Source organism: Erwinia sp. E_sp_B01_1 (genome assembly GCF_036865545.1).
Taxonomy (GTDB): Bacteria; Pseudomonadota; Gammaproteobacteria; order Enterobacterales; family Enterobacteriaceae; genus Erwinia.
In genome coordinates, this window is the sequence record NZ_CP142208.1 from 3330024 (window position 1) to 3354089 (window position 24066).

The 24066-nt window shown below is 54.2% G+C and carries 20 protein-coding genes and 1 pseudogene; 3 read left to right on the plus strand and 18 right to left on the minus strand.

Features of this window, described 5'->3' with window-relative positions; translation table 11 throughout:
* The first annotated feature begins 465 nt into the window (after positions 1–465).
* Positions 466–735 carry a DUF1471 family periplasmic protein YahO gene (gene yahO, locus VRC33_RS15600; protein ID WP_338557227.1) on the plus strand — a complete coding sequence of 90 codons (270 nt, stop codon included), beginning with the start codon at positions 466–468 and terminating at the stop codon, positions 733–735.
* 140 nt (positions 736–875) lie between these two features.
* On the opposite strand, the gene VRC33_RS15605 is transcribed toward yahO, so the two are convergent.
* The 15 genes from VRC33_RS15605 to lrhA form a co-directional block, all read right to left on the minus strand.
* Positions 876–1325, minus strand: coding sequence for a GNAT family N-acetyltransferase (locus VRC33_RS15605; protein WP_338557228.1), 450 nt, complete (start codon positions 1323–1325; stop codon positions 876–878).
* Between the two features lie 182 nt (positions 1326–1507).
* Complete coding sequence (gene nuoN, locus VRC33_RS15610; protein ID WP_338557229.1) at positions 1508–2965, minus strand: NADH-quinone oxidoreductase subunit NuoN; 1458 nt, start codon at positions 2963–2965, stop codon at positions 1508–1510.
* Positions 2966–2971: 6 nt separating this feature from the next.
* Positions 2972–4492: an NADH-quinone oxidoreductase subunit M gene (nuoM, locus tag VRC33_RS15615; protein WP_338557230.1), complete on the minus strand. Its 1521-nt coding sequence runs from the start codon at positions 4490–4492 to the stop codon at positions 2972–2974.
* A gap of 96 nt (positions 4493–4588) precedes the next feature.
* Positions 4589–6427: an NADH-quinone oxidoreductase subunit L gene (nuoL, locus tag VRC33_RS15620; protein ID WP_338557231.1), complete on the minus strand. Its 1839-nt coding sequence runs from the start codon at positions 6425–6427 to the stop codon at positions 4589–4591.
* Positions 6424–6726: an NADH-quinone oxidoreductase subunit NuoK gene (nuoK, locus tag VRC33_RS15625; protein WP_034894855.1), complete on the minus strand. Its 303-nt coding sequence runs from the start codon at positions 6724–6726 to the stop codon at positions 6424–6426. The genes nuoL and nuoK overlap by 4 nt, the downstream gene beginning before the upstream one ends.
* Positions 6723–7277, minus strand: a complete 555-nt coding sequence (gene nuoJ, locus VRC33_RS15630; RefSeq protein ID WP_338557232.1) for an NADH-quinone oxidoreductase subunit J — start codon at positions 7275–7277, stop codon at positions 6723–6725. The genes nuoK and nuoJ overlap by 4 nt, the downstream gene beginning before the upstream one ends.
* A gap of 10 nt (positions 7278–7287) precedes the next feature.
* A complete protein-coding gene (nuoI, locus tag VRC33_RS15635; RefSeq protein WP_338557233.1) occupies positions 7288–7830 on the minus strand; it encodes an NADH-quinone oxidoreductase subunit NuoI in 543 nt (180 codons plus the stop codon).
* Between the two features lie 10 nt (positions 7831–7840).
* Positions 7841–8821, minus strand: coding sequence for an NADH-quinone oxidoreductase subunit NuoH (nuoH, locus tag VRC33_RS15640; protein ID WP_338557234.1), 981 nt, complete (start codon positions 8819–8821; stop codon positions 7841–7843).
* Positions 8818–11541 (minus strand): NADH-quinone oxidoreductase subunit NuoG, encoded by a 2724-nt coding sequence (gene nuoG / locus VRC33_RS15645; RefSeq protein ID WP_338557235.1) that lies wholly within the window; start codon positions 11539–11541, stop codon positions 8818–8820. The genes nuoH and nuoG overlap by 4 nt, the downstream gene beginning before the upstream one ends.
* A 112-nt stretch (positions 11542–11653) precedes the next feature.
* A complete protein-coding gene (nuoF, locus tag VRC33_RS15650) occupies positions 11654–13000 on the minus strand; it encodes an NADH-quinone oxidoreductase subunit NuoF (RefSeq protein ID WP_338557236.1) in 1347 nt (448 codons plus the stop codon).
* Positions 12997–13512 carry an NADH-quinone oxidoreductase subunit NuoE gene (gene nuoE, locus VRC33_RS15655; RefSeq protein ID WP_338557237.1) on the minus strand — a complete coding sequence of 172 codons (516 nt, stop codon included), beginning with the start codon at positions 13510–13512 and terminating at the stop codon, positions 12997–12999. Before nuoE ends, nuoF begins: the two co-directional genes overlap by 4 nt.
* A gap of 2 nt (positions 13513–13514) precedes the next feature.
* Positions 13515–15314 (minus strand): NADH-quinone oxidoreductase subunit C/D, encoded by a 1800-nt coding sequence (nuoC, locus tag VRC33_RS15660; protein ID WP_338557238.1) that lies wholly within the window; start codon positions 15312–15314, stop codon positions 13515–13517.
* Positions 15315–15487: 173 nt separating this feature from the next.
* Entirely contained in the window at positions 15488–16162 is a 675-nt protein-coding gene (locus tag VRC33_RS15665) for an NADH-quinone oxidoreductase subunit B (RefSeq protein WP_338557239.1), read from the minus strand.
* Positions 16163–16177: 15 nt separating this feature from the next.
* Positions 16178–16615, minus strand: a complete 438-nt coding sequence (locus VRC33_RS15670; protein ID WP_338557240.1) for an NADH-quinone oxidoreductase subunit A — start codon at positions 16613–16615, stop codon at positions 16178–16180.
* Positions 16616–17284: 669 nt separating this feature from the next.
* Positions 17285–18211: a transcriptional regulator LrhA gene (lrhA, locus tag VRC33_RS15675; protein WP_338557241.1), complete on the minus strand. Its 927-nt coding sequence runs from the start codon at positions 18209–18211 to the stop codon at positions 17285–17287.
* Between the two features lie 853 nt (positions 18212–19064).
* On the opposite strand from lrhA, the gene VRC33_RS15680 reads away from it, so the two are divergent.
* Positions 19065–20279, plus strand: a complete 1215-nt coding sequence (locus VRC33_RS15680) for a pyridoxal phosphate-dependent aminotransferase (RefSeq protein WP_338557242.1) — start codon at positions 19065–19067, stop codon at positions 20277–20279.
* 107 nt (positions 20280–20386) lie between these two features.
* The gene (yfbR, locus tag VRC33_RS15685) at positions 20387–20983 is read left to right on the plus strand and encodes a 5'-deoxynucleotidase (RefSeq protein ID WP_338557243.1); all 597 of its coding nucleotides are present in this window, start codon (positions 20387–20389) and stop codon (positions 20981–20983) included.
* Positions 20984–20985: 2 nt separating this feature from the next.
* Here the strand turns inward: yfbR and VRC33_RS15690 are convergent.
* From VRC33_RS15690 to VRC33_RS15700, 3 genes and pseudogenes are all read right to left on the minus strand, one after another.
* Positions 20986–22817 (minus strand): annotated as a pseudogene (locus VRC33_RS15690) (SLC13 family permease).
* A gap of 80 nt (positions 22818–22897) precedes the next feature.
* On the minus strand, positions 22898–23557 hold the full coding sequence (locus VRC33_RS15695) for a sugar phosphatase (RefSeq protein WP_338557244.1): 660 nt from the start codon (positions 23555–23557) through the stop codon (positions 22898–22900).
* A gap of 14 nt (positions 23558–23571) precedes the next feature.
* On the minus strand, positions 23572–24066 hold the full coding sequence (locus VRC33_RS15700; RefSeq protein ID WP_338564314.1) for a YfbU family protein: 495 nt from the start codon (positions 24064–24066) through the stop codon (positions 23572–23574).

The window sequence follows — 24066 nt, forward strand, 5'->3', positions numbered from 1 at the left end:
AGTCTTTGCGAGATAATCATTTTATCCCTCCCGGGAATTTATCAATTATGACGAGGCACAACACTTCAGCAATGATTATAAAACACCTGAAGTTGCTCCACGGTTAACGGCAGTATTTTTTAATCAAAAACCGGAGTAACTCACAAAAAAATTGAACACAGATAATGTAAATCATAAATTCTGAACGAGGCCACTATTAACCCCACCCGCAGCTCTCAGATTATAAAAACATTTATCCATTTATTTGGTTACCAGCCTTTTATATAGTTTGCGAACTAAATAGTGACGGACTTTGATTTACCCCTTAATAGGTAATTTAAAATTACCTACCCAGCCTTTATAAAAATAGAATCCGCCCTCACAGATTGCCGCAATTTCTCAGGCGTTAAATAGACAACTTACCTGGCGCAAACTATATATGTACCAGGATGGTATATCCTGACCGGCTGTTAAAAGGAAATAATTATGAAGAAGATCCTGTTAGCTATAGTCGCCTGCACGTTCGCCTCCAGCGTCTTTTCTGCAGAAATGATGCAGAAAAGGGATTTCGAAAAAGTGCAGGATCAGTACGTAAAGGTAGGCAATATTTCGACATCGGGCGAGACCAGTGCCGCTGACGCCAAAGCCGAGCTCTCCAAAATGGCTGATGAGAAAGGCGGCGACATCTTTGTGCTGACATCGGGCAATACCAACAACAAAATGCATGGTACTGCAGACGTCTATAAGAAAAAGTAGCAGCTTGATCCATCAGCATCGGTCGGTGGCTGATGCTGATGGCATTATCGTCGGCTATCTCTGCCACTGAACTGACGGCCAGCCGATAGCGCACTCTGCATCAGTTTACGTCTGCCCTCAGACCGACAGCCTGTAGATCCTCAGCGTTGCATATCAATGTGCGGAATATTGTCTTCCAGATACTCGTTACTGACCGTTTCAAAGCCAAACCGGCCATAGAAATTCTGCAGATGGGCCTGGGCCGAAAGGAAGATTTTATGCTGCGGCCAGAAGTGTTCACAGGTGGCGATCGCCTGCTCCATCAGCCTGTTACCCAGGCTTAATCCGCGTGCCTCGCTGGAAACGATCACCCGGCCAATTTTCACCGGTTTGTCTGCCGCCTCTGGCGCAAGGATCCGCGCATAAGCCACTATTTGCCGATCGAATATCGCCAGCAGGTGACGGTTTTCACCTGACAAATCGGCGCCATCCAGATCCTGATAGGGGCAATTCTGCTCGACGACGAATACCGCATTACGCAGAGCCAACACCTGATAGAGTTGCGCGACACTCAGTTCGCTGTGGTGTAAATCCTGCCAGTACACTTCCATTCTTCTGCTCCGGTAAACAATCGTTTTATTACTCTACACGTTTACCCGAAAGGGTACAGCCGCAAGATTTTTTCCTGAGCAGGGCATCAGGTTTTATGGCGGCGGTGCTGGCGTTATCTGCTGAAACACGCCAAAAAAAACGGGCTCCTGAAAAGGAACCCGTTTCTGGTCACACTCCCGGATTACATCAGGGGCTGAGCCATCTGTACCAGTGAGATCAACGGCTGAGGATAGATACCCAGCAGCAGAACCATGATGGCCGAGATCAGCACCACAACGCCGCCCGCAGTGAAGGCCCAGTTAGCCGGGGTATCACGCTGTAAAAGCTCTGGCGGGGTGAGGTAGAGGCTGACAGTGACGCGCAGATAGTAGTAGAGGCCAATTGCACTCCCCAACACCACTGCACCCGTCAGCCACCACAGATGCGCACCCACACCCACCGCGATCACGTAGAACTTACCAATAAAGCCCAGCGTCATCGGGATACCGGCCAGCGACAGCATCATCACGGTCATTACTGCTGACAAAATTGGACGGTGCCAGAACAGGCCACGGTAAGAGTAGAGCGAGTCGGCATCCGGACCGCGATAAGGGCTGGACATCAGACTGACCACGCCAAATGCGCCCAGGCTGCTGAAGAGATAACCGGCCAGATAAACGCCCACGGTTTCCAGCGACAGCTGATGCGTCTGGATGGCGATCAACGCCACCAGCAGATAGCCCAGGTGAGCGATAGAGGAGTAGCCCAGCAGACGCTTGATATTGCTCTGCGAGATAGCCATCAGGTTACCGAACAGAATCGACGCCACGGCGATAATGGACAACACCAGACGCACCGCTTCACTGTCCGCCACTGGCGCATAGAGGAACAGACGCATTACCACCCCAAAGATGGCGATTTTGCTGGCGGTGGCCAGGAACGTTGATACAGGTGCAGGTGCACCCTGATAAACATCCGGCGTCCAGAGGTGGAAAGGCACCAGCGACAGCTTGAAGCCCAGACCGACAATCATCATGCCCAGACCTGCCAGCAGCAACGGCTGATGCAGGATGCCGTCATTCAAACTTTTACCCAGAGCGATGAAGCTCAGGTTGCCGGAATCGGCATAGACCAGCGCCATCCCGAACAGCAGGAAGGAAGAGGCCACGGCAGACATAATGGTGTATTTGATACTGGCTTCCAGCGAGCGTTTTTGCTGGAAGGCATAGCCCACCAGCCCAAACAGCGGCAGGGAGATCAGTTCAATACCAATAAACAGCGAAGCCAGATGGTTGGCACTTGCCAGCACGATCCCGCCCAGGGCGGCAATCAGTACCAGCAGGTAAAACTCTTCGCGGTTGTCCGGGTAACCCGCCAGCCAGGGATAAGCAAAGGTGCAGGTAGCCAGACTGGCAAGAATAACCAGCCCGGTGTAGAGCATCGAATAGCCATCCACACGCATCAGCGGAGTGACATCCATCGGCCCCGCCTGGCCCACAAAGAACAGCGAGAACAGCGCAATGTTCAGGCCAATCACCGCCAGCGTGGCATTGACGAAATGGTTGCGTCGCCACGCAATGGACAGCATCACAACCACCACCGCCAATCCGACGATCAGCAGCGGCAGAAGCGCGATCAATTGTTGAGGAGTTATTGTCATGGCGAATTACGGCCTTGTAGTTGGAATTGAAGCGGTATACCACTGCTGAATATTACTCATCGCAGCATGTGAGGTGTCCAGAATCGGCTGTGGATAAATACCCAGCAGCACCAGCAGAACCACCAGCACCATAATCATCAGGAACTCACGAGCGGACATGCCGCGTAGAGGAGTGTCTGATTTTGGTGCGCCGTAGTAAGCACGTTGCATCATGACCAGTGAGTAAACGGAAGCAAATACCAGACCGAAGGTAGCGATAACAATAATTACCGGTACAGTCTGGAAGCTGCCTGTCAGGATCATAAATTCTCCGACGAAGTTACCGGTGCCTGGCATCCCCAGGTTAGCAACCGCGAAGAACAGTGACATGCCTGGCAGCCACTTAATGCGTGACCACAGACCACCCATCTGACGCATATCACGGGTGTGCAGACGTTCATAGAGTTGGCCGCACAGGATGAACAGCGCCGCGGCTGACAGGCCGTGAGCAATCATCTGGATCACCGCGCCCTGGAACGCCAGCTGGCTGCCGGTGTAGATGGCAATCAGCACGAAGCCCATGTGCGAAATAGAGGTGTAAGCAACCAGACGCTTGATATCGTACTGCGAGAAGGCCATCCACGCACCGTAGAAGATGCCGATAATCCCCAGCCACATAGCAATCGGAGCAAACTCAGCCGAGGCGTTCGGGAACAGCGGAAGTGCAAACCGCAGCAAACCATAAGCGGCGGTTTTTAACAGGATCCCTGCCAGGTCAACAGAACCTGCGGTAGGCGCCTGACTGTGCGCGTCTGGCAACCAGCCGTGCAGGGGTACCACCGGCATTTTTACCGCGAAGGCGATAAAGAAGCCCAGCATCAGCAGATATTCAACGGTGTGCGACATTGGCGTTTTCAGCAGATCTTCGTAATTGAAGGTCCAGACGCCCGTGGCGTTGTAATGCACAAACACCAGCGCCAGAATCGCAATCAACATCACCAGACCGCTGGACTGGGTATAGATGAAGAATTTGGTCGCTGCGGTGATACGCGTTTTCCCGTCCGATGCTTTATGACCCCACAAGGCGATCAGGAAGTACATCGGTACCAGCATCATTTCCCAGAAGAAGAAGAACAGGAACATGTCGATGGCAAGGAACACGCCGATCACGCCGCCCAGGATCCACAGCAGGTTCAGGTGGAAGAAGCCCTGCCATTTTTCAATTTCATTCCAGGAACAGAGGATCGCCATCACGCCCAGCAGGCCGGTCAGCACCACCATCAGCAGTGAGAGGCCGTCCAGCGCAAGGTGCACGTTAATGCCGAAGCGTGGGATCCAGGAGACCAGGAATTCAGACTGCCACTGCGGAATGCCCGCTGCCTGAGTCAGTGAATAGCCACCCTGCAACCAGAGTTGCAGTGAAAGCGCCAGCGTCAATCCCATCGAGATCAGCGCAATCCAGCGCGGCACTTTTGCGCCAAAGCGCTCAAGCTGCCAGCAAAGCAGGCCACCGATGAACGGGATTAAAATAAGCCAAGGTAATAACATGGCGGGTTTTTCCCTTCTCTTGTTCCCCGGTCAGGGGAATATTTTCATAATTCTTTGTTGGGGTAAGGCACGCAGCCCTACCCCGCTCACTAACCTTTAGATCGTCATCAGCAGCGCCAGGACCACCACGGCCCCCACGCTCATTGAGGCGACATACCAACGCAGATAGCCGTTTTCGCTGACTACCAGGCCTTTGTTCGCCAGACGGGAGAACAGAGCCGGGAGGTTCATCATGCCATTCAGCGGATCGCGCTGCAGTGCCCACGCGACAAACAGGTAAGGCTTAACGAACACTTTGTCATACAGCCAGTCGAAGCCCCAGGCCGCGAACCACCAGGTCGAGAAGAACCGGCCCGGTGCGCTTTGCGCAATGCTGGTGACCAGCGTGCGTTTGCCCAGCCAGAGCATGGCTGCCAGCAGAATACCGACAATGGCCACCACGCCAGAGGTGATCTCCAGCGTCAGTACGCTGCCATGCGCCAGTTCAAGGGTGTCCGGCAGGACGCCTTTCAGCGGAGGCACGATCATTGCGCCAATAAAGGTTGAGAGGATAAGCAGCACGATTAAAGGCAGATGATGCGTAATGCCTTTGCCTGCGTGTGCGTGAATTTTCTCTTCGCCGTGGAAGGTGATGAAGATCATCCTGAAGGTGTACAGCGAGGTCATAAACGCCCCCACCAGACCCGCGACCATCAGGTTGAGATGCCCGTTAGCCAGCGCACCCGCCAGGATTTCATCCTTACTGAAGAAGCCAGCGGTAATCAGTGGCAGAGCGGACAACGCCGCGCCCCCCACCAGGAAGCAGGCATAGACCAGCGGAATGCTTTTACGCAGGCCGCCCATCTTGAAGATATTCTGCTCGTGGTGGCAGGCCAGGATCACCGAACCGGAAGAGAGGAACAGCAGCGCTTTAAAGAACGCATGGGTCATCAGGTGGAAGATCGCCGCATCCCAGGCCTGAACGCCCAGTGCGAGGAACATATAGCCAATCTGACTCATGGTTGAATAAGCGAGTACGCGTTTGATATCGGTCTGCACCAGCGCAGCAAAGCCTGCCAGCACCAGCGTGATGGCACCAACGATGCCCACCAGATGCAGCACATCAGGCGTCAGCAGGAAGAGGCCGTGGCTTCGGGCAATCAGGTAAACACCCGCCGTCACCATCGTCGCCGCGTGGATCAGTGCGGAAACCGGTGTTGGACCCGCCATCGCATCCGCCAGCCAGGTTTGCAGCGGCAGCTGTGCAGATTTACCGACAGCACCACCCAGCAACGCCAGCGTAGCCCATTGCAGCATGTGATTATCAGCAGCAAAGTGCGCAGGAGCCAGCTCCACCATTTCGCGGAAGTTCAGCGTGCCCAGTTCGTTGTAAAGAATGAACAGACCGAAAGCCAGGAACACGTCACCGACGCGGGTGATGATAAAGGCTTTCATCGCCGCCGCACCGTTATCAGGATTGGTGTAGTAGAAGCCAATCAGCAGGTATGAGCAAAGGCCCACCCCTTCCCAGCCCAGATACATCAGCATCAGGTTGTCGGCCAGAACCAGAACCACCATGCTGGCGATAAACAGGTTGGTGTAGGCGAAGAAGCGGGAGTAGCCCTCTTCCCCACGCATATACCAGGAGGCGAACATGTGGATTAAGAAGCCCACGCCCGTCACCACTGACAGCATGGTCAGCGAGAGACCATCCAGCGTCAGGTTGACGTCCATCTTAAAGTTGCCCACCTGCATCCAGGTCCAGAGCGCCTGGGTGATGGGAGCCTGTCCCTGACTGAAGAAATCCATACCGGCATACAGGGTGACCAGCGCCGCGAGGCCGACTGAGCCCATCCCTACGGCAGCAGAGAGATTTTCTGACCAGCGACCACGGGAAAATGCCAGCAGCAGGAAACCAATCAGCGGAAAAAGAACGGTTAAATAGAGAAGATTCATCCGCGCATCTCGCTCACTTTATCAATGTTGAGGTTCTGGCTGCGGCGATGAAGCTGCAGCAGCAGTGCCAGACCAATACTGGCCTCGGCAGCGGCAAGGCTGATCGCCAGGATATACATCACCTGTCCGTCGGCCTGCCCCCAGTAGCTCCCGGCCACCACGAACGCCAGTGCCGCGGCGTTGATCATGATTTCGAGGCTAATCAACATAAACAGCAGGTTGCGGCGGATAACCACCCCGGTCAGTCCAAGAACAAACAGAATGGCCGCCAGAATCAGGCCGTGTTGCAAAGGGATCATGCGTGTTCCTCCTTTTTGCTTTTCGGCGCATCACCCGGACGGTTGCTCAGGACTTCGCCCTTACGCTGTTCACGTCCAATATGGTAAGCCACTACCAGACCCGCCAGCAGCAGCATTGAAGCCAGCTCGACGGCCAGAACGTAAGGGCCAAACAGGCTGATACCCACGGCTTTAGCGTCGATCATCGTGCCGTCGATGCCCTGATCGTTAACGGAGAGGATGGCGTAGACCATCACCACCAGCAGCACCAGCGACAGCAGCCCCGGACCAATCCAGACGGCCGGCTTCAGCCATTCCCGCTCCTGCCCCTCGGTACTTTCGCCCAGGTTCAGCATCATCACCACAAACACAAACAGCACCATGATCGCCCCGGCGTAAACGATGATTTCCAGCGCACCGGCAAAGTAAGCCCCCAGCGAGAAAAACACCCCGGCCACGGCCAGCAGAGAGATGATCAGGTATAACAGTGCGTGGACCGGGTTGGTGTGGGTGATAACACGCAACGTGGTCAGCACCGACACCAGTCCGCAAAGATAAAAAGCAAATTCCATGCCTGGCTCCTTAAGGTAACAAGCCCTTGACGTCGATAGGTTTGGCTTCGTTTTCAGCGTCGCCCTTGTCTTTCCCGTCGACCGCCATACCCGCCATCCGGTAAAAGTTATATTCCGGATATTTTCCGGGACCGGAAATCAGCAGATCCTCTTTCTCATACACCAGATCCTGACGCTTGAACTCACCCAGCTCGAAATCCGGGGTAAGCTGAATTGCCGTGGTCGGGCACGCCTCTTCACACAGGCCACAGAAAATGCAGCGCGAGAAGTTGATGCGGAAAAATTCCGGATACCAGCGGCCATCCTGCATCTCCGCTTTTTGCAGGGAGATACAGCCAACCGGGCAGGCAACGGCGCACAGGTTACAGGCTACGCAGCGCTCCTGACCGTCCGGATCGCGCGTCAGCACGATACGTCCACGGTAACGCGGCGGCAGATAAACCGGCTCTTCCGGGTACATCATGGTTTCACGCTTAGCAAAGGCGTTCATGCCAATCAGGAAGATACTGCGAACGGTGGTGCCAAACCCTACCGCGATGTCTTTTAATGTCATGGTCTTCCCCTTACTGCGGCGCGTTGTAGAGAATCACTGCGGCAGTAGCCAGCAGGTTCAACAGCGTCAACGGCAGACATACTTTCCAGCCGAACGACATCACCTGGTCATAGCGTGGGCGCGGTAACGCAGCACGAATCAGAATGAACATCATCATAAAGAACGCCGTTTTGATCGCGAACCAGAAAATCGGTGGCAACCACGGGCCGTTCCAGCCGCCGAAGAACAGCGTCACAATCAGTGAAGAAACGGTCACGATGCCGACATATTCCCCCACGAAGAACAGCCCGAATTTCATCCCGGCATATTCAATGTGATAACCGTCGGCCAGTTCCTGCTCCGCTTCCGGCTGGTCAAAGGGATGACGGTGACAGACCGCAACGCCCGCAATGGCAAAGGTCAAAAAGCCCAGGAACTGTGGAATGATGTTCCACATGTGCTGCTGGCTGTTGACGATATCGACCATATTGAACGAGCCAGCCTGTGCCACCACGCCCATCAGCGACAGGCCAAGGAACACTTCGTAGCTCAGGGTCTGAGCCGAGGCACGCATCGCACCCAGCAGGGAGTATTTGTTGTTACTGGACCAGCCAGCAAACAGCACCGCATACACGGCCAGACCCGCCATCATCAGGAAAAACAGCAGACCGATGTTCAGGTCAGCGCCCATCCAGGTGGAGGTCACAGGCACGATGGCCATCGCCAGCAGCAGCGAGGTGAAAGCGATCATCGGGGCCAGCGTAAAGATCACGCGGTCAGTGAAGGGTGGCGTCCAGTCCTCTTTGAAGAACATTTTGATCATGTCCGCCACCAGCTGGAGCGAGCCGCCCCAGCCTACGCGGTTTGGTCCGTAGCGGTTCTGGAACAGGCCCAGCAGACGACGTTCGCCAAAGCTCATAAACGCGCCACAGCCCACTACCACCAACAGGATCACCAACGCTTTACCTACGGCAATCAGAACATCGATAACTTCCGGTGTCAGCCAGCTCATTGTGCCGCCTCCTGCAGATTGTCAATGTTGGCACCCAGCAGGAACGGTGGGATACCAGGCAGGCCCAGCGGCAGACCGACCTGCCCTGCCTGCAAGGTGTCAGAGAAGCGCACCGGCAGACGGAGCGTTTCGCCTTTACAGCTGAAGGCCACCACGCTTCCGGCATTCACGCCCAGTTTCGCCGCATCCGCCGGGTTAACCATGACGTAAGGCTCAGGCATACGCTGCTGAATCACGGCTGAGCGTTGAGTCATCTCTTCGCTGCCGAACAGGTGGAAGTAAGGCGCCACACGGTAACCGCTCTCACTGGCAAAGGCTGCCGGAACGACGTCAAACCAGCCCAGTTGCGCATCACCCGCTTCAAACAGACGCACGCCAGGATCGCCGTTGCGCAGTTTACCGCCCACTTCATCCTGGAATTTGTTCCACGCCTGTGGGGAGTTCCAGCCTGGTGCCCAGGCAAATGGAATCTGCGAACGCGCTGCCGACGGCTGGTTGTTCCCTTCCATAGAGAAGGCAAACATGGTGTCTTTATCCTGAGGCTGACGCGGTTCATGTACGCTGATGTTGGCGCGCATGGCGGTGCGTCCACTGGAGCGAATGGGAGAACGCGCCAGTTTCTGACCGCGAATACGGAAGCTGGCATCCGGTGCCGCCTCTTTAATCCCCGCTAACTGTGGCAGGGCCGCAATACAGGCGTCGATGACATGATCAAGCTGGGTCCAGTCTGGCTCACGGCTGGTGATGGTGCTGGACAAGGAGTGCAGCCAGCGCCAGCTTTCCAGCATTTCAACGTTTTGGTCGTAGTAAGCCGGATCGTAAACCTGGAAGAAACGCTGTGCGCGACCTTCCTGGTTCACCAGTGTGCCATCACTTTCAGCAAAGCTGGCGGTGGAGAGGATCAGACCGGCTTTTTCGGTGGTGGCTGTACGCTGGTGATCGATAACAATCACGTTGGAAGCATTGCTCAGCGCCGCATCCACTTTGGCTTTCGGGGCGTGACGATAGAGATCGTTTTCCAGCACGATCACCGCATCGGCTTTGCCGCTTTCCAGCTCGTCCAGGGCGGTTTCCAGCGGATGTCCGCCAATCATTCCCAGCCCCACGCTGTTAGCCGCACCGGCCAGCAGGGTAATACCCACATCAGATCCGCGTCCTTTCAGGGCTTTCGCTACGTTAGCCGCAGCCTGAATCATCGCTTCGCTGCCCGCATGCACGCCGGAAATAATCAGCGGCTTTCTTGCACCGGCCAGCGCCTGAACGATCACATCAATTTTGCCTGCCAGCGCACGATCGATACCTTCAACGGCTGGCGCGGTTTCATCCAGCGCATTAGCGATGGCGAAACCTAAACGCGCCTGATCTTCAACCGGAGCGCGATAGCTCCAGGCGGCGATATCATCCATACGGGTTTTATCGACGTTGGTGATGAACAGCGGATGTTTGGCGTTCTGACCGATATTGAGGATCGCCGCAATCTGCCAGTCTGCCACTTTCTGGGCGGCAGCCATTTCGCGGGATTTGCCTTTTACCGCCTGACGCACAGAGAGCGCAACGCGTGCGCCGACCTGGGTCAGATCTTCGCCCAGCACCAGCACGGCATCGTAGCTTTCAATTTCGCGCAGCGCCGGGGTGTGGACACCACTGTCACGCAGTACGCTCAGCATCAGCTCCAGACGCGCCTGCTCGGCCGCCGGGATCCCGGTTGAAAAGTTTTCCGCACCTACCAGGTCACGCAGGGCAAAGTTGCTTTCCACGCTGGCGCGCGGAGAACCAATCCCGATCACTTTTTTCGCCTGACGCAAGACGTCTGCGGCACCCTGCATAGCCTGATCCGCGTTCAACGCGATCCAGTCATTGCCACGGCGCTGCATTGGCTGGCGCGGACGATCCTTGAGGTTGACGTAGCCATAACCAAAGCGGCCACGGTCACACAGGAAGTAGTGGTTGATCTCGCCGTTATAACGGTTCTCGATACGACGGATTTCACCATAACGCTCACCAGGACTGGTGTTACAGCCGATGCTGCACTGCTGGCAGATGCTTGGCGCATACTGCATGTCCCATTTACGGTTATAGCGCTCGGAGTGCGTTTTATCGGTGAACACGCCCGTCGGGCAAACTTCTACCAGGTTACCGGAGAATTCGCTTTCCAGCGTGCCATCTTCCGGGCGACCGAAGTAGACGTTGTCGTGCGCACCGTAAACACCCAGGTCGGTACCGTCCGCATAATCTTTGTAGTAACGCACGCAACGATAGCAGGCGATACAGCGGTTCATTTCGTGAGAGATGAAAGGCCCGAGATCCTGATTACGGTGAGTACGTTTGGTGAAGCGATAACGGCGGAAGCTGTGGCCGGTCATCACGGTCATATCCTGCAGATGGCAGTTACCGCCCTCTTCACAGACCGGACAATCGTGCGGGTGGTTGGTCATCAGCCACTCCACCACGCTTTCACGGAACTCTTTCGCTTCACCATCATCAATAGAGATAAAGGTGCCGTCAGACGCTGGTGTCATACAGGACATCACCAGGCGGCCACGGGTATCTTCGGCATTCTGGAATTGCTTCACCGCACACTGGCGGCAGGCACCTACGCTACCGAGCGCCGGGTGCCAGCAAAAATAAGGAATATCTAAGCCGAGGGAGAGGCAGGCCTGCAGCAGGTTGTCCGCACCATCAACATCATATTCTTTACCGTCTACATGAATTGTAGCCATAGTGAACATGCTTCCGTAAGTTCATCCTTTATCTTCCTGACCGCCGCGTTAACAACGGCCCGAAATTTACTGGATAAATTATTAAATTTTTTTCCGGATTTTATCCGAAGCTTTACCAGCGGGCCTTTAACAGGTTTGGCTGGATACCGGCAATTGCGTGCGCGTTGCTGAAGACCTGAGGCGCAATACCGGCCTCAAACTCTTCACGGAAATATTTAATGGCGCTCTGCAGTGGCTCTACTGCTCCCGGCGCGTGTGCACAGAAAGTTTTACCCGGACCAAGCTGGCGGCAAAGCTGCAGCAGGGTTTCAATATCGCCCGGCTGCCCCTCTTTGCGCTCCAGCGCGCGGAGGATTTTCACACTCCACGGCAGGCCATCACGGCATGGCGTACACCAGCCGCAGGATTCTCGGGAAAAGAACTCTTCCAGGTTGCGCACCAGCGAAACCATTCCGATTTCATGATCCACAGCCATAGCCAGTGCGGTACCAAGACGACTGCCGGCCTTACCGATGCTGGCGAACTCCATCGGCAAATCGAGGTGTGATTCGGTCAGGAAATCTGTTCCCGCACCGCCCGGCTGCCAGGCTTTAAATTTCAGTCCGTCACGCATACCACCGGCATAATCTTCCAGGATTTCGCGGGCCGTAGTACCAAAAGGCAGTTCCCAGACGCCAGGGTTTTTAACGCGACCGGAGAAGCCCATCATTTTGGTGCCGGTGTCATCACTGGTGGAGATGCCTTTGTACCAGTCGACGCCGTTCGCCAGAATTGCCGGAACGTTCGACAGGGTTTCCACGTTGTTCACGCAGGTCGGCTTGCCCCATGCGCCTGCGGAAGCAGGGAACGGCGGCTTGGAGCGTGGGTTAGCACGGCGTCCTTCCAGCGAGTTAATCAACGCGGTCTCTTCACCACAGATGTAGCGGCCCGCGCCGGTGTGAACAATCAGTTCGAAGTCAAAGCCCGTACCCAGGATATTTTTTCCCAGGTAACCCGCTTCAGTAGCTTCGACAATTGCCCGGCGCAGGTTCACGGCGGCCTCAATGTATTCGCCGCGCAGGAAGATGTAGCCACGGTAGGCTTTCAGCGCAAAGGCGCTGATCAACATGCCTTCCACCAGCTGATGAGGCATCTGCTCCATCAACAGGCGGTCTTTATAGGTGCCCGGCTCCATCTCATCGGCGTTACACAGCAGGTAACGGATGTTCATGGATTCGTCTTTTGGCATCAGGCTCCACTTCAGGCCTGTCGAGAAGCCCGCACCGCCGCGCCCTTTCAGACCCGAATCTTTAACGGCTGCGACAATTTCGTCCTGCGACATCGTTTTCAGGGCTTTGTCCGCACCGGCATAGCCGCCGGTGCTGCGGTATTCATCAAAGAACACCGGCTGCTTATCATCACGCATACGCCAGGTCAGCGGATGCATTTCAGCAGTACGAATGATCTGTTTGATTGTCATTGATACTGCTCCAGTAAATTGACGACATTTTCCGGCGTCAGGTGTACGTGAGTATCTTCGTCCACCATCATGGTCGGCCCTTTGTCACAGTTACCAAGGCAGCAGGTTGGCAGCAGCGTGAAGCGGCCATCCGGCGTGGTCTGGCCTGGTTTGATGTTGAGATTCTCTTCTAATGCAGCCTGAATCCCCTGGAAACCGGTGATGTGACAGACCACGCTGTCGCAGTAGCGGATCACATGACGGCCAACCGGCTGACGGAAGATCTGGCTGTAAAATGTTGCCACCCCTTCCACATCGCTGGCCGGGATCCCCAGCACGTCCGCGATAGCATTGATCGCGCCATCCGGCACCCAGCCACGCTGTTTCTGCACAATTTTCAGTGCTTCGATTGACGCCGCACGGGCATCTTCGTAGTGGTGCTTTTCATGCTCGATAGCGTCATGTTCAAACGCGCTCAGCTCAAAAGCTTTGGTCTCTTCGATCGTTTCGATCGCAATTCGTTGATCGTGCATAATTAGCGGTCCACGTCTGACATAACAAAATCGATACTACCGAGGTATACGATCAGGTCGGATACCAGGCTGCCGTTGATCACTGACGGAATCTGCTGCAGGTGTGGGAAGCTTGGCGTACGCACACGGGTGCGGTAGCTCATGGTGCTGCCATCGCTGGTCAGGTAGTAACTGTTGATCCCTTTGGTCGCCTCAATCATCTGGAAAGATTCGTTAGCCGGCATAACCGGGCCCCACGAGACCTGCAGGAAGTGAGTGATCAGCGTTTCGATATGCTGCAGCGTGCGCTCTTTTGGCGGCGGCGTGGTCAGCGGGTGATCCGCCTTGAACGGGCCTTCCGGCATGTTGTTCAGACACTGCTCAAGAATACGCAGACTCTGGCGCATCTCTTCCATCTTCAGCATCACACGGGTGTAAGCACAGCTGATGCCATCACCAATCGGGATCTCAAAATCGAAGTTTTCATAGCCGGAGTACGGACGCCATTTACGCACGTCAAAATCCAGTCCGGTAGCGCGCAGGCCGGCACCGGTGGTTCCCCATGCCAGCGCCTCTTCCAGGTTATAGGCGGAGACGCCTTTCGAACGGCCTACCAGCACCGAGTTTTTCAGCGCCGTTTGCTCATAAGCTTTCAGACGTTTTGGCAGCCAGTTGATGAAATCACGCAGCAATCCATCCCAGCCTCTCGGCAGGTCATGCGCCACGCCGCCAATGCGGAACCAGGCCGGGTGCATACGGAAACCGGTGATCGCTTCAACCACATCGTAAATTTTCTGGCGGTCGGTAAAGGCAAAGAACACCGGGGACATCGCCCCAACGTCCTGAATAAAGGTGGAGATATAGAGCAGGTGGCTGTTAATACGGAACAGCTCTGACAGCATCACGCGGATAACGTCAACGCGCTCTGGCACCTTGATACCGGCCAGTTTTTCAACGGCCAGCACGTAAGGCATTTCGTTAACGCAGCCGCCAAGGTATTCGATGCGGTCGGTGTACGGAATGTAGCTGTGCCAGGACTGACGCTCGCCCATCTTCTCCGCACCACGGTGGTGGTAACCCACATCCGGCACGCAGTCGACAATCTCTTCACCGTCCAGCTGCAGAATGATGCGGAAAGCACCGTGCGCCGAGGGGTGGTTAGGCCCGAGGTTGAGGAACATAAAGTCCTCGGTGGAGGTGCCGCGCTTCATGCCCCAGTCTTCAGGCTTGAAGGTCATCTGCTCCATCGCCAGATCTTCGGTTTTTTTGGTCAGCTCAAACGGGTCGAACTCGGTAGCACGCGCCGGGTAATCTTTGCGCAGCGGGTGCCCTTCCCAGTCCTGCGGCATCATAATGCGCGTCAGGTGCGGGTGACCATCGAAGGTGATACCGAACATCTCCCAGGTCTCGCGCTCATACCAGTTGGCATTGGCGAAAATTTTGGTGACGGTGGGGACGTGCAGATCTTTTTCAGATAACGCCACCTTGAGCATAATGTCGCGGTTACGTTCAATAGAGATAAAGTGATAGAAAACGGAAAAATCCGCAGCGGGTAAACCGTCGCGGTGAGTACGCAGACGCTCATCCATTCCGTGAAGGTCGTAGAGCATCACGTAAGGTTTAGGCAGCTTGCGCAGGAACTCAGTAATCTCAAGAAGCTGTTCACGCCTCACCCAGACAACCGGTACGCCGGTACGGGTCGGTTGAACGGTAAAGGCATCTGGCCCAAAACGGTTACGCAGCTCGCCGATCACCGGGTCATCCTGGTGATCACGGGTTTGCCATTCTGGCTGAGCGAGATCTTGCGTGGTCAAATCTGTCATAAGTTGTTCACCATGTGGGCCTGCAGGCAGGCACTCAGTATTGGCGGGGCCTGCGCGTGTTCTGTTTTTTATGCGCTGTCAGTCAGGCCATCCATAAACTGTTCTACCTGTTCTTTTCTCTGACGCTGCCCCTGTCGTGCGACCGGAAGCAACGCCATTATCGCGGGTAGCGGTTAAATTTCGTCCGGGGTGCGCAGGTTAGTAACGGCAATGCGTTCACCCTGCTTTCTTTCGCGCTCTGACTGCATATTGGCGCGATAGACACCCTGATCGCCTACGACCCATGAGAGCGGACGACGCTCTTTACCGATCGATTCCTGCAGCAGCAGCAGCGCCTGCATATAGGCTTCCGGACGCGGTGGGCAGCCAGGGATATAGACGTCAACAGGCAGGAATTTATCCACGCCCTGCACCACCGAATAGATGTCATACATCCCGCCGGAGTTAGCGCAGGCACCCATGGAGATCACCCATTTCGGCTCCAGCATCTGGTCATACAAACGCTGAATAACCGGCGCCATCTTGGTGAAACAGGTTCCGGCCACCACCATGAAATCCGCCTGGCGAGGCGAGGCACGGATAACTTCCGACCCAAAACGAGCCACGTCGTGCACCGAAGTGAACGAGGTGGTCATCTCTACGTAGCAGCAGGAAAGGCCGAAGTTAAACGGCCATAAAGAGTTTTTGCGCCCCCAGTTCACCATATCGTGCATGGCATGCTCCAGCTTGCCCATATAGACATTCTGGTGAACGTGCTTTTCCAGGGGATCGGTCACGATCTCCTGTTTCTGTAATGGGTAACGGTCATTCTCGCCGTTCGGGTCCGCGCGGGTGAGCGTATAGTCCATCTTTAAGCCTCGCTTTTACTGCGTATGACGGTTGGAATGCGAGATAGTGGTTGGCTTGACGACGACACGACGAGGTGCAGGCGCCCAGTCCAGCGCGCGAATACGCACCAGATAAACCAGTCCAGCAAGCAGTACCAAAATGAAAATGGTGGCTTCCACGAAGCCGACCCAGCCGCTTTCGCGGATTGCGGTCGACCAGGCGTATAAATAGAGGGCTTCAACGTCGAAGATGACGAAGAACATGGCCACCAGATAGAACTTGGCGGACATCCGAAGATGGGTTGTTCCTACCGCAGGCGCACCGGATTCGAAAGGGGTGTTAGTGTATCTTCCACGGGCTTTCCCGCCTAAAAACCATGCTCCGGCCAGCATTGCACAACAAAGGCCGATAGCGACGATCAGGAATACAGCAAATGCCCAGTTATGGGCGATAACTTCTGTAGTTGTAGACATACGCTCTGCTTTACTCAACAAGGGGTGTCAGGCGTTCTGCTCTGTAACCGGCAGTTAACCTACCCCATCGATTCAGGGGAAAAATAAAAAACCTTATAAATTTTGCTGTCTTTTTTGATTAGGCAGCGATTTTATGTGGTTTTTTACTCCTTTCTATAACCTTCTGTCAACTTTGACAAAAGTATCCGCACATTAATTTACACCCGCATCATTTTTTTAACATTTTATGCGCAGAAAATGAGCTAAATCGAGTCAGTCCGGGGTGCCTGATCAAGTGTAGCGGGTAATTCCCTGTACGGATCGCGGATTTAACAATCTCTATTTTGGCAGGAATCGCCCTGCTTTCCTTCCCCTTTATGGGGCTATTTTTTTGATCCAGCGCACAGTTTCATGTTTTTTGATGCAAAAACCAGCAACTTTCTCTTCGCAAAATCATTACGATAAGACCATTACACCGCACAGATTGTTAACTTTAACCGTCGATTCAGGTCTGGAGCATTATTCATCGCCAGAGAAATTTCCCGGCAAAAAAAGGCATCATTTTCCTGAGAAAAATCCAATAAAAAAGCCCCTCAATGCCTGATTGCATTGAAGGGCTTATTTCATTAAATCTGCTCTTATTATTCGTTAAAAATTAACAAATAAGTTCAGCAGTAAAGAAACTTAATTTTATTCGTCTTCATCCGGGAATGAAGTGCTGTCCTGACCTGATGCCGTCAGGTTATAAGGATCGTTGCTTGATTCCATCGCGTTAAAGATCGCCAGGGCGAGCTCATTGTCGCTTTCCGGATTACGGCACAGCAGGTATTCCGTATCTGGTAATACCGGCAGACCTTCAGCCGCACCCATCACGCGAAGCTCAGGGCTCATCATCTCTACCGGACGGGCAGTGACACCCAGACCCGCTTTAACCGCTGCACGAACCGCTGCAAGGGTGGAAGCCACGTAGGAGATGCGCCATGGAATGCCCGCCTCGTTGAGGTGGTCAATAGCCATATCGCGATAAGGGCTCGGCTCATCCAACAGCACCAGAGGAATCGCTTCCCCGCGCTGGAAGATGTAATCCGCCGCGCAATACCAAAGCGTTGGAGAAGTACGCAATACCTGCCAGGTGAAGTTCATCGGGCTGGAGGTGGTGACAACTAAATCCACTTCTCCCTGATTCAACATCTCCATCATGAAAGGATTGCGTTTCACGCGTACATCAATTGCCAGCTTGGGATAAACAGACGTGACCCGGTTCAGCAGGAAAGGCAAAATAGTGTCGGACGTGTCATCAGAAGCGCCAATAGTCAGCACGCCCTGGATATTGCTGTACATCAGAGAAGTACAGGCTTCGTCATTGAAGCGCAGAATTTTTCTGGCATAGCCGAGCAGCTGAATACCATGCTCCGTCAATAACTTGTTGCGTCCATGTCTGGCAAACAGCTCTTTGCCTACCAATTGTTCGAGACGCTGCATCTGCTGGCTTACAGCCGATTGCGTTCTGCATACCGCTGCTGCTGCGGCAGCAAAGGTGTTCAGATCGGCAACCGCAACAAATGTTCTCAGCAGATCGAGGTCTAGATTAAGAATCGGACGATTTGCATTAGTCATGTTTTCTTCACTTTATAAGATTTTTAAGAACAGCTACCCTGGTGTTATTACCGCCGTATCAAAAGGACACCGCGATAACCAATGCGTAATGCTTTGAGCGAAAAGGCGCTCTGCATTACTTTTCTTTGCAGACCTGAACCTCTCCACAGCCCAAATATCCCCGGCTTTCACCGCAGGTGGAACTGATGACAAAGTGTTCCGTCTGATATATCACTACTGCACGCAGCACTAACTCATAAGGGGCAGAGAGCGGCGCTTATCTGGTATATCAACGCCGCAAGCCTGACTATATTGTCTGACTAGGGTGCTGATAACGTGTTACAACCATGTAAAATTGAACGACCAGAACGCTGTGGGAACAGCGGAATAATGATAAGAATCATTTAAGCTTGCCGGTGAGAGTATGGTGCTTAATATCACCTGAGAAACTTGCGCGCGGGGCACAAAGTCCTCTGGCTATTATCCTGACATACTGTCGATTATTTTTTAAGCCCTAATCCTGTAATTCTTATCAGTAAAGTAACATTTTATTGGCTAACCCCCGCCCAGTCAGTGTTTCGCCACGAAAATTTATCATTCCGTGTCACGTCTGCCGTCATCGCCCTGGTAAAGGGGGGATTCCGGGGGGAATACCCTGCTGTTGGCCCTAACTCAAACCGGTTATTTTCCCACCACTCAAATAAGACATTTTTGACAGTTCCAGAGTTCATCAATCCATCTGAATTTACCAAATGCTTACAAGAAAGTGCGTTGCAGCGCCTTTTCAAAGCCCGACGTGGCTCTTCAAAAGTGCATCAGAGAGGAGTACATTGTGCGGGTTAGTTTTCCATGGCAGGAAAGTCAAAGGCGAAAAATGAATCCAATTGAAAAATCAGGCAAACTGGATAACGTATGTTACGACATTCGTGGCCCGGTGTTAAAAGAAGCAAAGCGTCTTGAGGAAGAAGGTAATAAAGTTCTCAAGCTGAACATCGGCAATCCGGCTCCGTTTGGTTTTGAAGCCCCGGATGAAATTCTGGTAGACGTGATCCGTAACCTGCCCAGCGCGCAGGGCTATTGCGACTCCAAAGGCCTGTACTCTGCGCGTAAAGCGATTGTTCAGCATTATCAGGCCCGCGGCATGCGTGACATGACCGTGGAAGATGTTTATATCGGCAATGGCGTATCCGAACTGATCGTGCAGTCCATGCAGGCGTTACTGAACATGGGCGATGAGATGCTGGTGCCGGCTCCGGATTACCCCCTGTGGACCGCTGCCGTTTCCCTGTCCAGCGGTAAAGCGGTGCATTATCTCTGCGATGAGTCGGCAGGCTGGTTCCCGGATCTGGACGACATTCGCAGTAAAATCACCCCGCGCACTCGCGGCATCGTGATTATCAATCCTAACAACCCGACCGGCGCGGTCTACAGCAAAGAGCTGCTGCTGGAAGTGGTTGAGCTGGCCCGCCAGCATAATTTGATTATTTTCGCTGATGAAATCTACGACAAGATCCTTTATGACGCAGCTCAGCATCACTCCATTGCCGCGCTGGCGCCGGATCTGCTGACCATCACCTTTAACGGGCTCTCCAAAACCTACCGCGTGGCCGGTTTCCGTCAGGGATGGATGGTGCTTAATGGCCCGAAAAAACATGCTAAAGGCTATATTGAGGGGCTGGAAATGCTCGCCTCTATGCGCCTGTGTGCCAATGTACCGGCTCAGCATGCCATTCAGACCGCGCTGGGTGGCTATCAAAGCATCAGCGAGTTTATCGCACCGGGCGGCAGGCTGTATGAACAGCGCAACCGCGCCTGGGAATTGATCAACGATATTCCCGGCGTCAGCTGCGTGAAGCCGGACGGCGCGCTCTATATGTTCCCTAAGATTGACGCCAAAAAATTCAATCTGCAGGATGACCAGAAAATGGTGCTCGACTTCCTGCTGCAGGAGAAAGTGCTGCTGGTGCAGGGATCGGCGTTTAACTGGCCTTATCCGGACCATGTACGCATCGTCACCCTGCCCCACGTTAATGAACTGGAAATGGCAATCGGCAAGTTTGGCCGCTTCCTTGAAGGTTACCGTCAGTAGTCTGTAGCAAAACAGCACAGGAATAGCGCCAGGATAGGGCTATACTGTGGGGCCTGGGGGAGCGGAGCCGTCCGTTCCCCGTGGCCAGGTTACAGGAAAAGCATCCCATGAATCAGAGTCATTTCTTCGCCCACCTCTCCCGCCTTAAGCTGATCAACCGCTGGCCATTGATGCGCAACGTGCGCACCGAAAATGTGTCAGAGCACAGTTTGCAGGTTGCAATGGTTGCCCATGCGCTTGCAGTGATCAAAAATCAAAAATTCAATGGCAACCTCAATGCTGAGCGCATCGCCCTGATGGCGATGTACCATGATGCCAGTGAAGTGCTGACCGGCGATTTGCCTACGCCGGTAAAGTACTACAATGCCCAGATTGCGCATGAATATAAAAAGATTGAGAAGATTGCGCAGTCAAAGCTCATCGACATGCTGCCGGAAGAGTTACGCAGTGCCTGGCGTCCGTTGATTGATGAGCAGATGCATGATGAAGGCGAAAAGGCGATCGTTAAACAAGCCGATGCGCTGTGCGCCTACCTGAAATGCCTGGAAGAACTCTCCGCCGGAAACCATGAGTTTCAACTGGCTAAAGTCCGGCTGGAAAAAACCCTGACCGAGCGCCACAGCCCTGAGATGGACTACTTTGTTGAGGTATTTGTGCCCAGCTTCAGCCTGTCACTGGATGAAATCAGTCAGCAGTCGCTGTAGCCTCAGAACGGAAACAGCACCGGCACCAGCAGCACGCTGACTACCATGATAATCAGCGTGAACGGCACGCCAATTTTCACAAAGTCACTGAACCGGTAGCCTCCGGGGCCCAGTACCAGTGTGTTAACCGGTGAAGAGACCGGCGTCATAAAGGCCGCTGAAGCCGCCACTGCCACAATCATGGTAAAGGGGTAAGGCGACAGGCCCATCTGATGGGCGGCGGCCACGCCAATCGGCGCCATCAGTACTGCCGTGGCCGTATTGGATATAAACAGGCCAATGGTGGCGCACAGAATAAACAGGCAGAGCAGCATGACGTGCGGACTTCTTCCCCCGCCACATCCATCAGTCCGCTGACAATAAGATCCACCCCGCCTGTCTTCTGCAAAGCCAGAGCAAACGGCATCATCCCGACAATCAGTATCAGACCCGGCCAGTGGATGGCACGGTAAGCGCTTTCCATATCGATACAGCGAAACTTGCCCATTAACAGGCAGGCAATTAACGCGGCTACCGGATTGGGGATGGCATTAGTGAGCATCATCGCCACCATCAGGGCCAGACAAAAAATTGCGTGAGGAGCCTGACTGGTCGCGGGGGCCACATCATCCACTTCGGCAGGCAGATTCAGTAAAATCAGATCGCGTTTCTGCTGCTGCATGGCGCGAATTTTTTTCCAGTCGCCAATCACCAGCAGCGTATCGCCCATTTCCAGCGGCGGGTCAGTTAACACCCCTTCCAGCACTTCGCCGCGCCGCCGGATACCCACAACGCTGGTGTCGAAACGTGTACGAAAGGCGATTTCCCGCAGCGTTTTCCCCAGCAATTCAGAATCCGGGATGATCACCGCTTCTGCCATTCCCACGTCCCGCGCGCGATCGGAAAAATATTCCCCCCGCAGGATCATCGGCTCCAGCAGATGCTGACTGCAAAATTTGCGTAAATCTACGCCCGCAGCGGACATATCTATCAGCAGCACATCCCGTACGCGGAACTCCGTTGTCCCGGTCACCGGCACCATCACCCGGCGAAACTTGCGCCAGCGCTCAAGCCCGACCACGTTGATGCCAAAACGCTCGCGGAGTTGCAGATCGTCCAGTCGCTTGCCAATCAGCGGTGATCCCGCTCTGAGCCCCAGACGCCTGGCCCTGCCGCTCAGCCTGTAGTCTCGGATCAGATCGCGATAGGTTCTGCGTCGCGGTTGTTTGCTCCCCTGCTCTCCCTCTGGCGTAACCAGCCAGAAGCGCGCCACCAGCATATAGCCAATCCCTGAAATCAGCGCGACGATCCCTACCGGCGTTACGTCAAAAAAACTGAAGCCTTTCAGCCCCTCTCGCAGAAGTTCACTGTTAACCACCAGATTGGGCGGCGTGGCTACCAGGGTCATCATGCCGCTGATCAGCCCGGCAAAGCTCAATGGCATCATCAGCCGCCCCGGTGAACTGCCCATTTTCGCCGCCACGCTGAGCACCACGGGAATAAAAATGGCCACCACGCCGGTGGAGCTCATAAAAGCGCCCAGACCCGCTACCGTTAACATCAGCAACACCAGCATTTTGGTTTCGCTGCTGCCCGCCATCCTGATCAGCCACTCTCCCATGCTCAGCGCCACGCCGGTGCGTACCAGCCCTTCGCCGATGACAAATAAAGCCGCAATCAGAATAACGTTAGGATCGCTGAAGCCGAGGGTGGCTTCCTGCAGAGTCAGGGTTCCGCTGAGCACAAAGAGAATAATCACCAGCAGCGCAATTACGTCCATACGTAACTTGCCGGAGATAAACAACAGGATGGTAATCAGCAGGAGGGAGATAACCCAGATAAGCTCTTTATTCACGTGGAACTCTGTACTCAGGGGAAAGACCGTACAGATCATCGCATAAAATAAACCCCGCTATAGCGGGGTCAAATCATATCTTAATGCTTTCGGTGCACATCAAGGGTGCCATCAGGATTTTTATGGACGATCAGCTCCTCAAGGGAGTTGAGCAGCATATCCACATCGTCCAGTCTTGATGAACCCGCAGGAGCATTGACCGCCACTACGTGGCAACCAGCCGCCAGGCCAGAGAGGATCCCGGCGGCGGCATCTTCAACCACCACGCACTCTTCCGGCTCAAGTTCCAGCAGCTGCGCGCCGAGCAGATAAGCATCCGGCTCTGGCTTACCATTTTGCACGCGTTCCGCAGTTACCATCACTTCTGGCTCCGGCAAACCGCCTGTTTTACGACGAGCTGAAGCTACAGGGAATGATCCCGAGGTCACAATCGCCCAGGGGATATTCAGTTCATCGAGAGTGGCAAGCAGCTGCAGCGCACCGGGCAAAGCCACAATCCCGTCGGTATCCTCTGCTTCAATCTTTTCCAGAGCCAGGAACTCCTGCTGGATCTCCTCTTCAGAGGAACCAGCCATAAAATGACGCAGTGAGGTAATAGCCTGCTTACCGTGAATGAAGTTCAGCACTTCATCGGCGGCAATGCCGTGTCGTGATGCCCAGTTCGCCCAGGCGCGTTCGACCACCGGTAAAGAATCTACCAGCGTGCCGTCCAGATCAAACAGAAAACCTTTACACTTCACTACGCTTTTCCTTCTCAGGCGTTGATAATTTGCGCGATCTCATTCGCACTCAGATGGTACTGCCTGGGGCAAGTGTGCCACACAGTCAGCATGCGTTGATACTTTTCCCACATCGGGGTCTGCGCATTAAAACCGTGCGTGCCGGAATCAAAGTGGGTGTAGCGCCCTTCCACATTAACCATAAACCGCACGTAGCCAAGATAACGCGCTTCTGTAGCGGCATCAAATCCCAGAAATGTCAGGCGACGCTCTTCAATGGCACAGGGTTCTTTCAGGTTGGTCCAGGAGACGTGCAGCGCGTGGTGCAGCTCCATCACATCAATAATTGACCGACAGACTTCTTCGGTCAGCTCGCCAAATTCACGATCCAGTTCACGCATCTGCAAGCCATAACCGCGCTCAATAATGGTCTGCTGACGGCGATAGCGTTCGGCATTATCGGGATCGAGCATCGTCATCATTCGATACTGGTTAGAGAGGATCAGACGCTGGGCATTGGTCATTTCCAT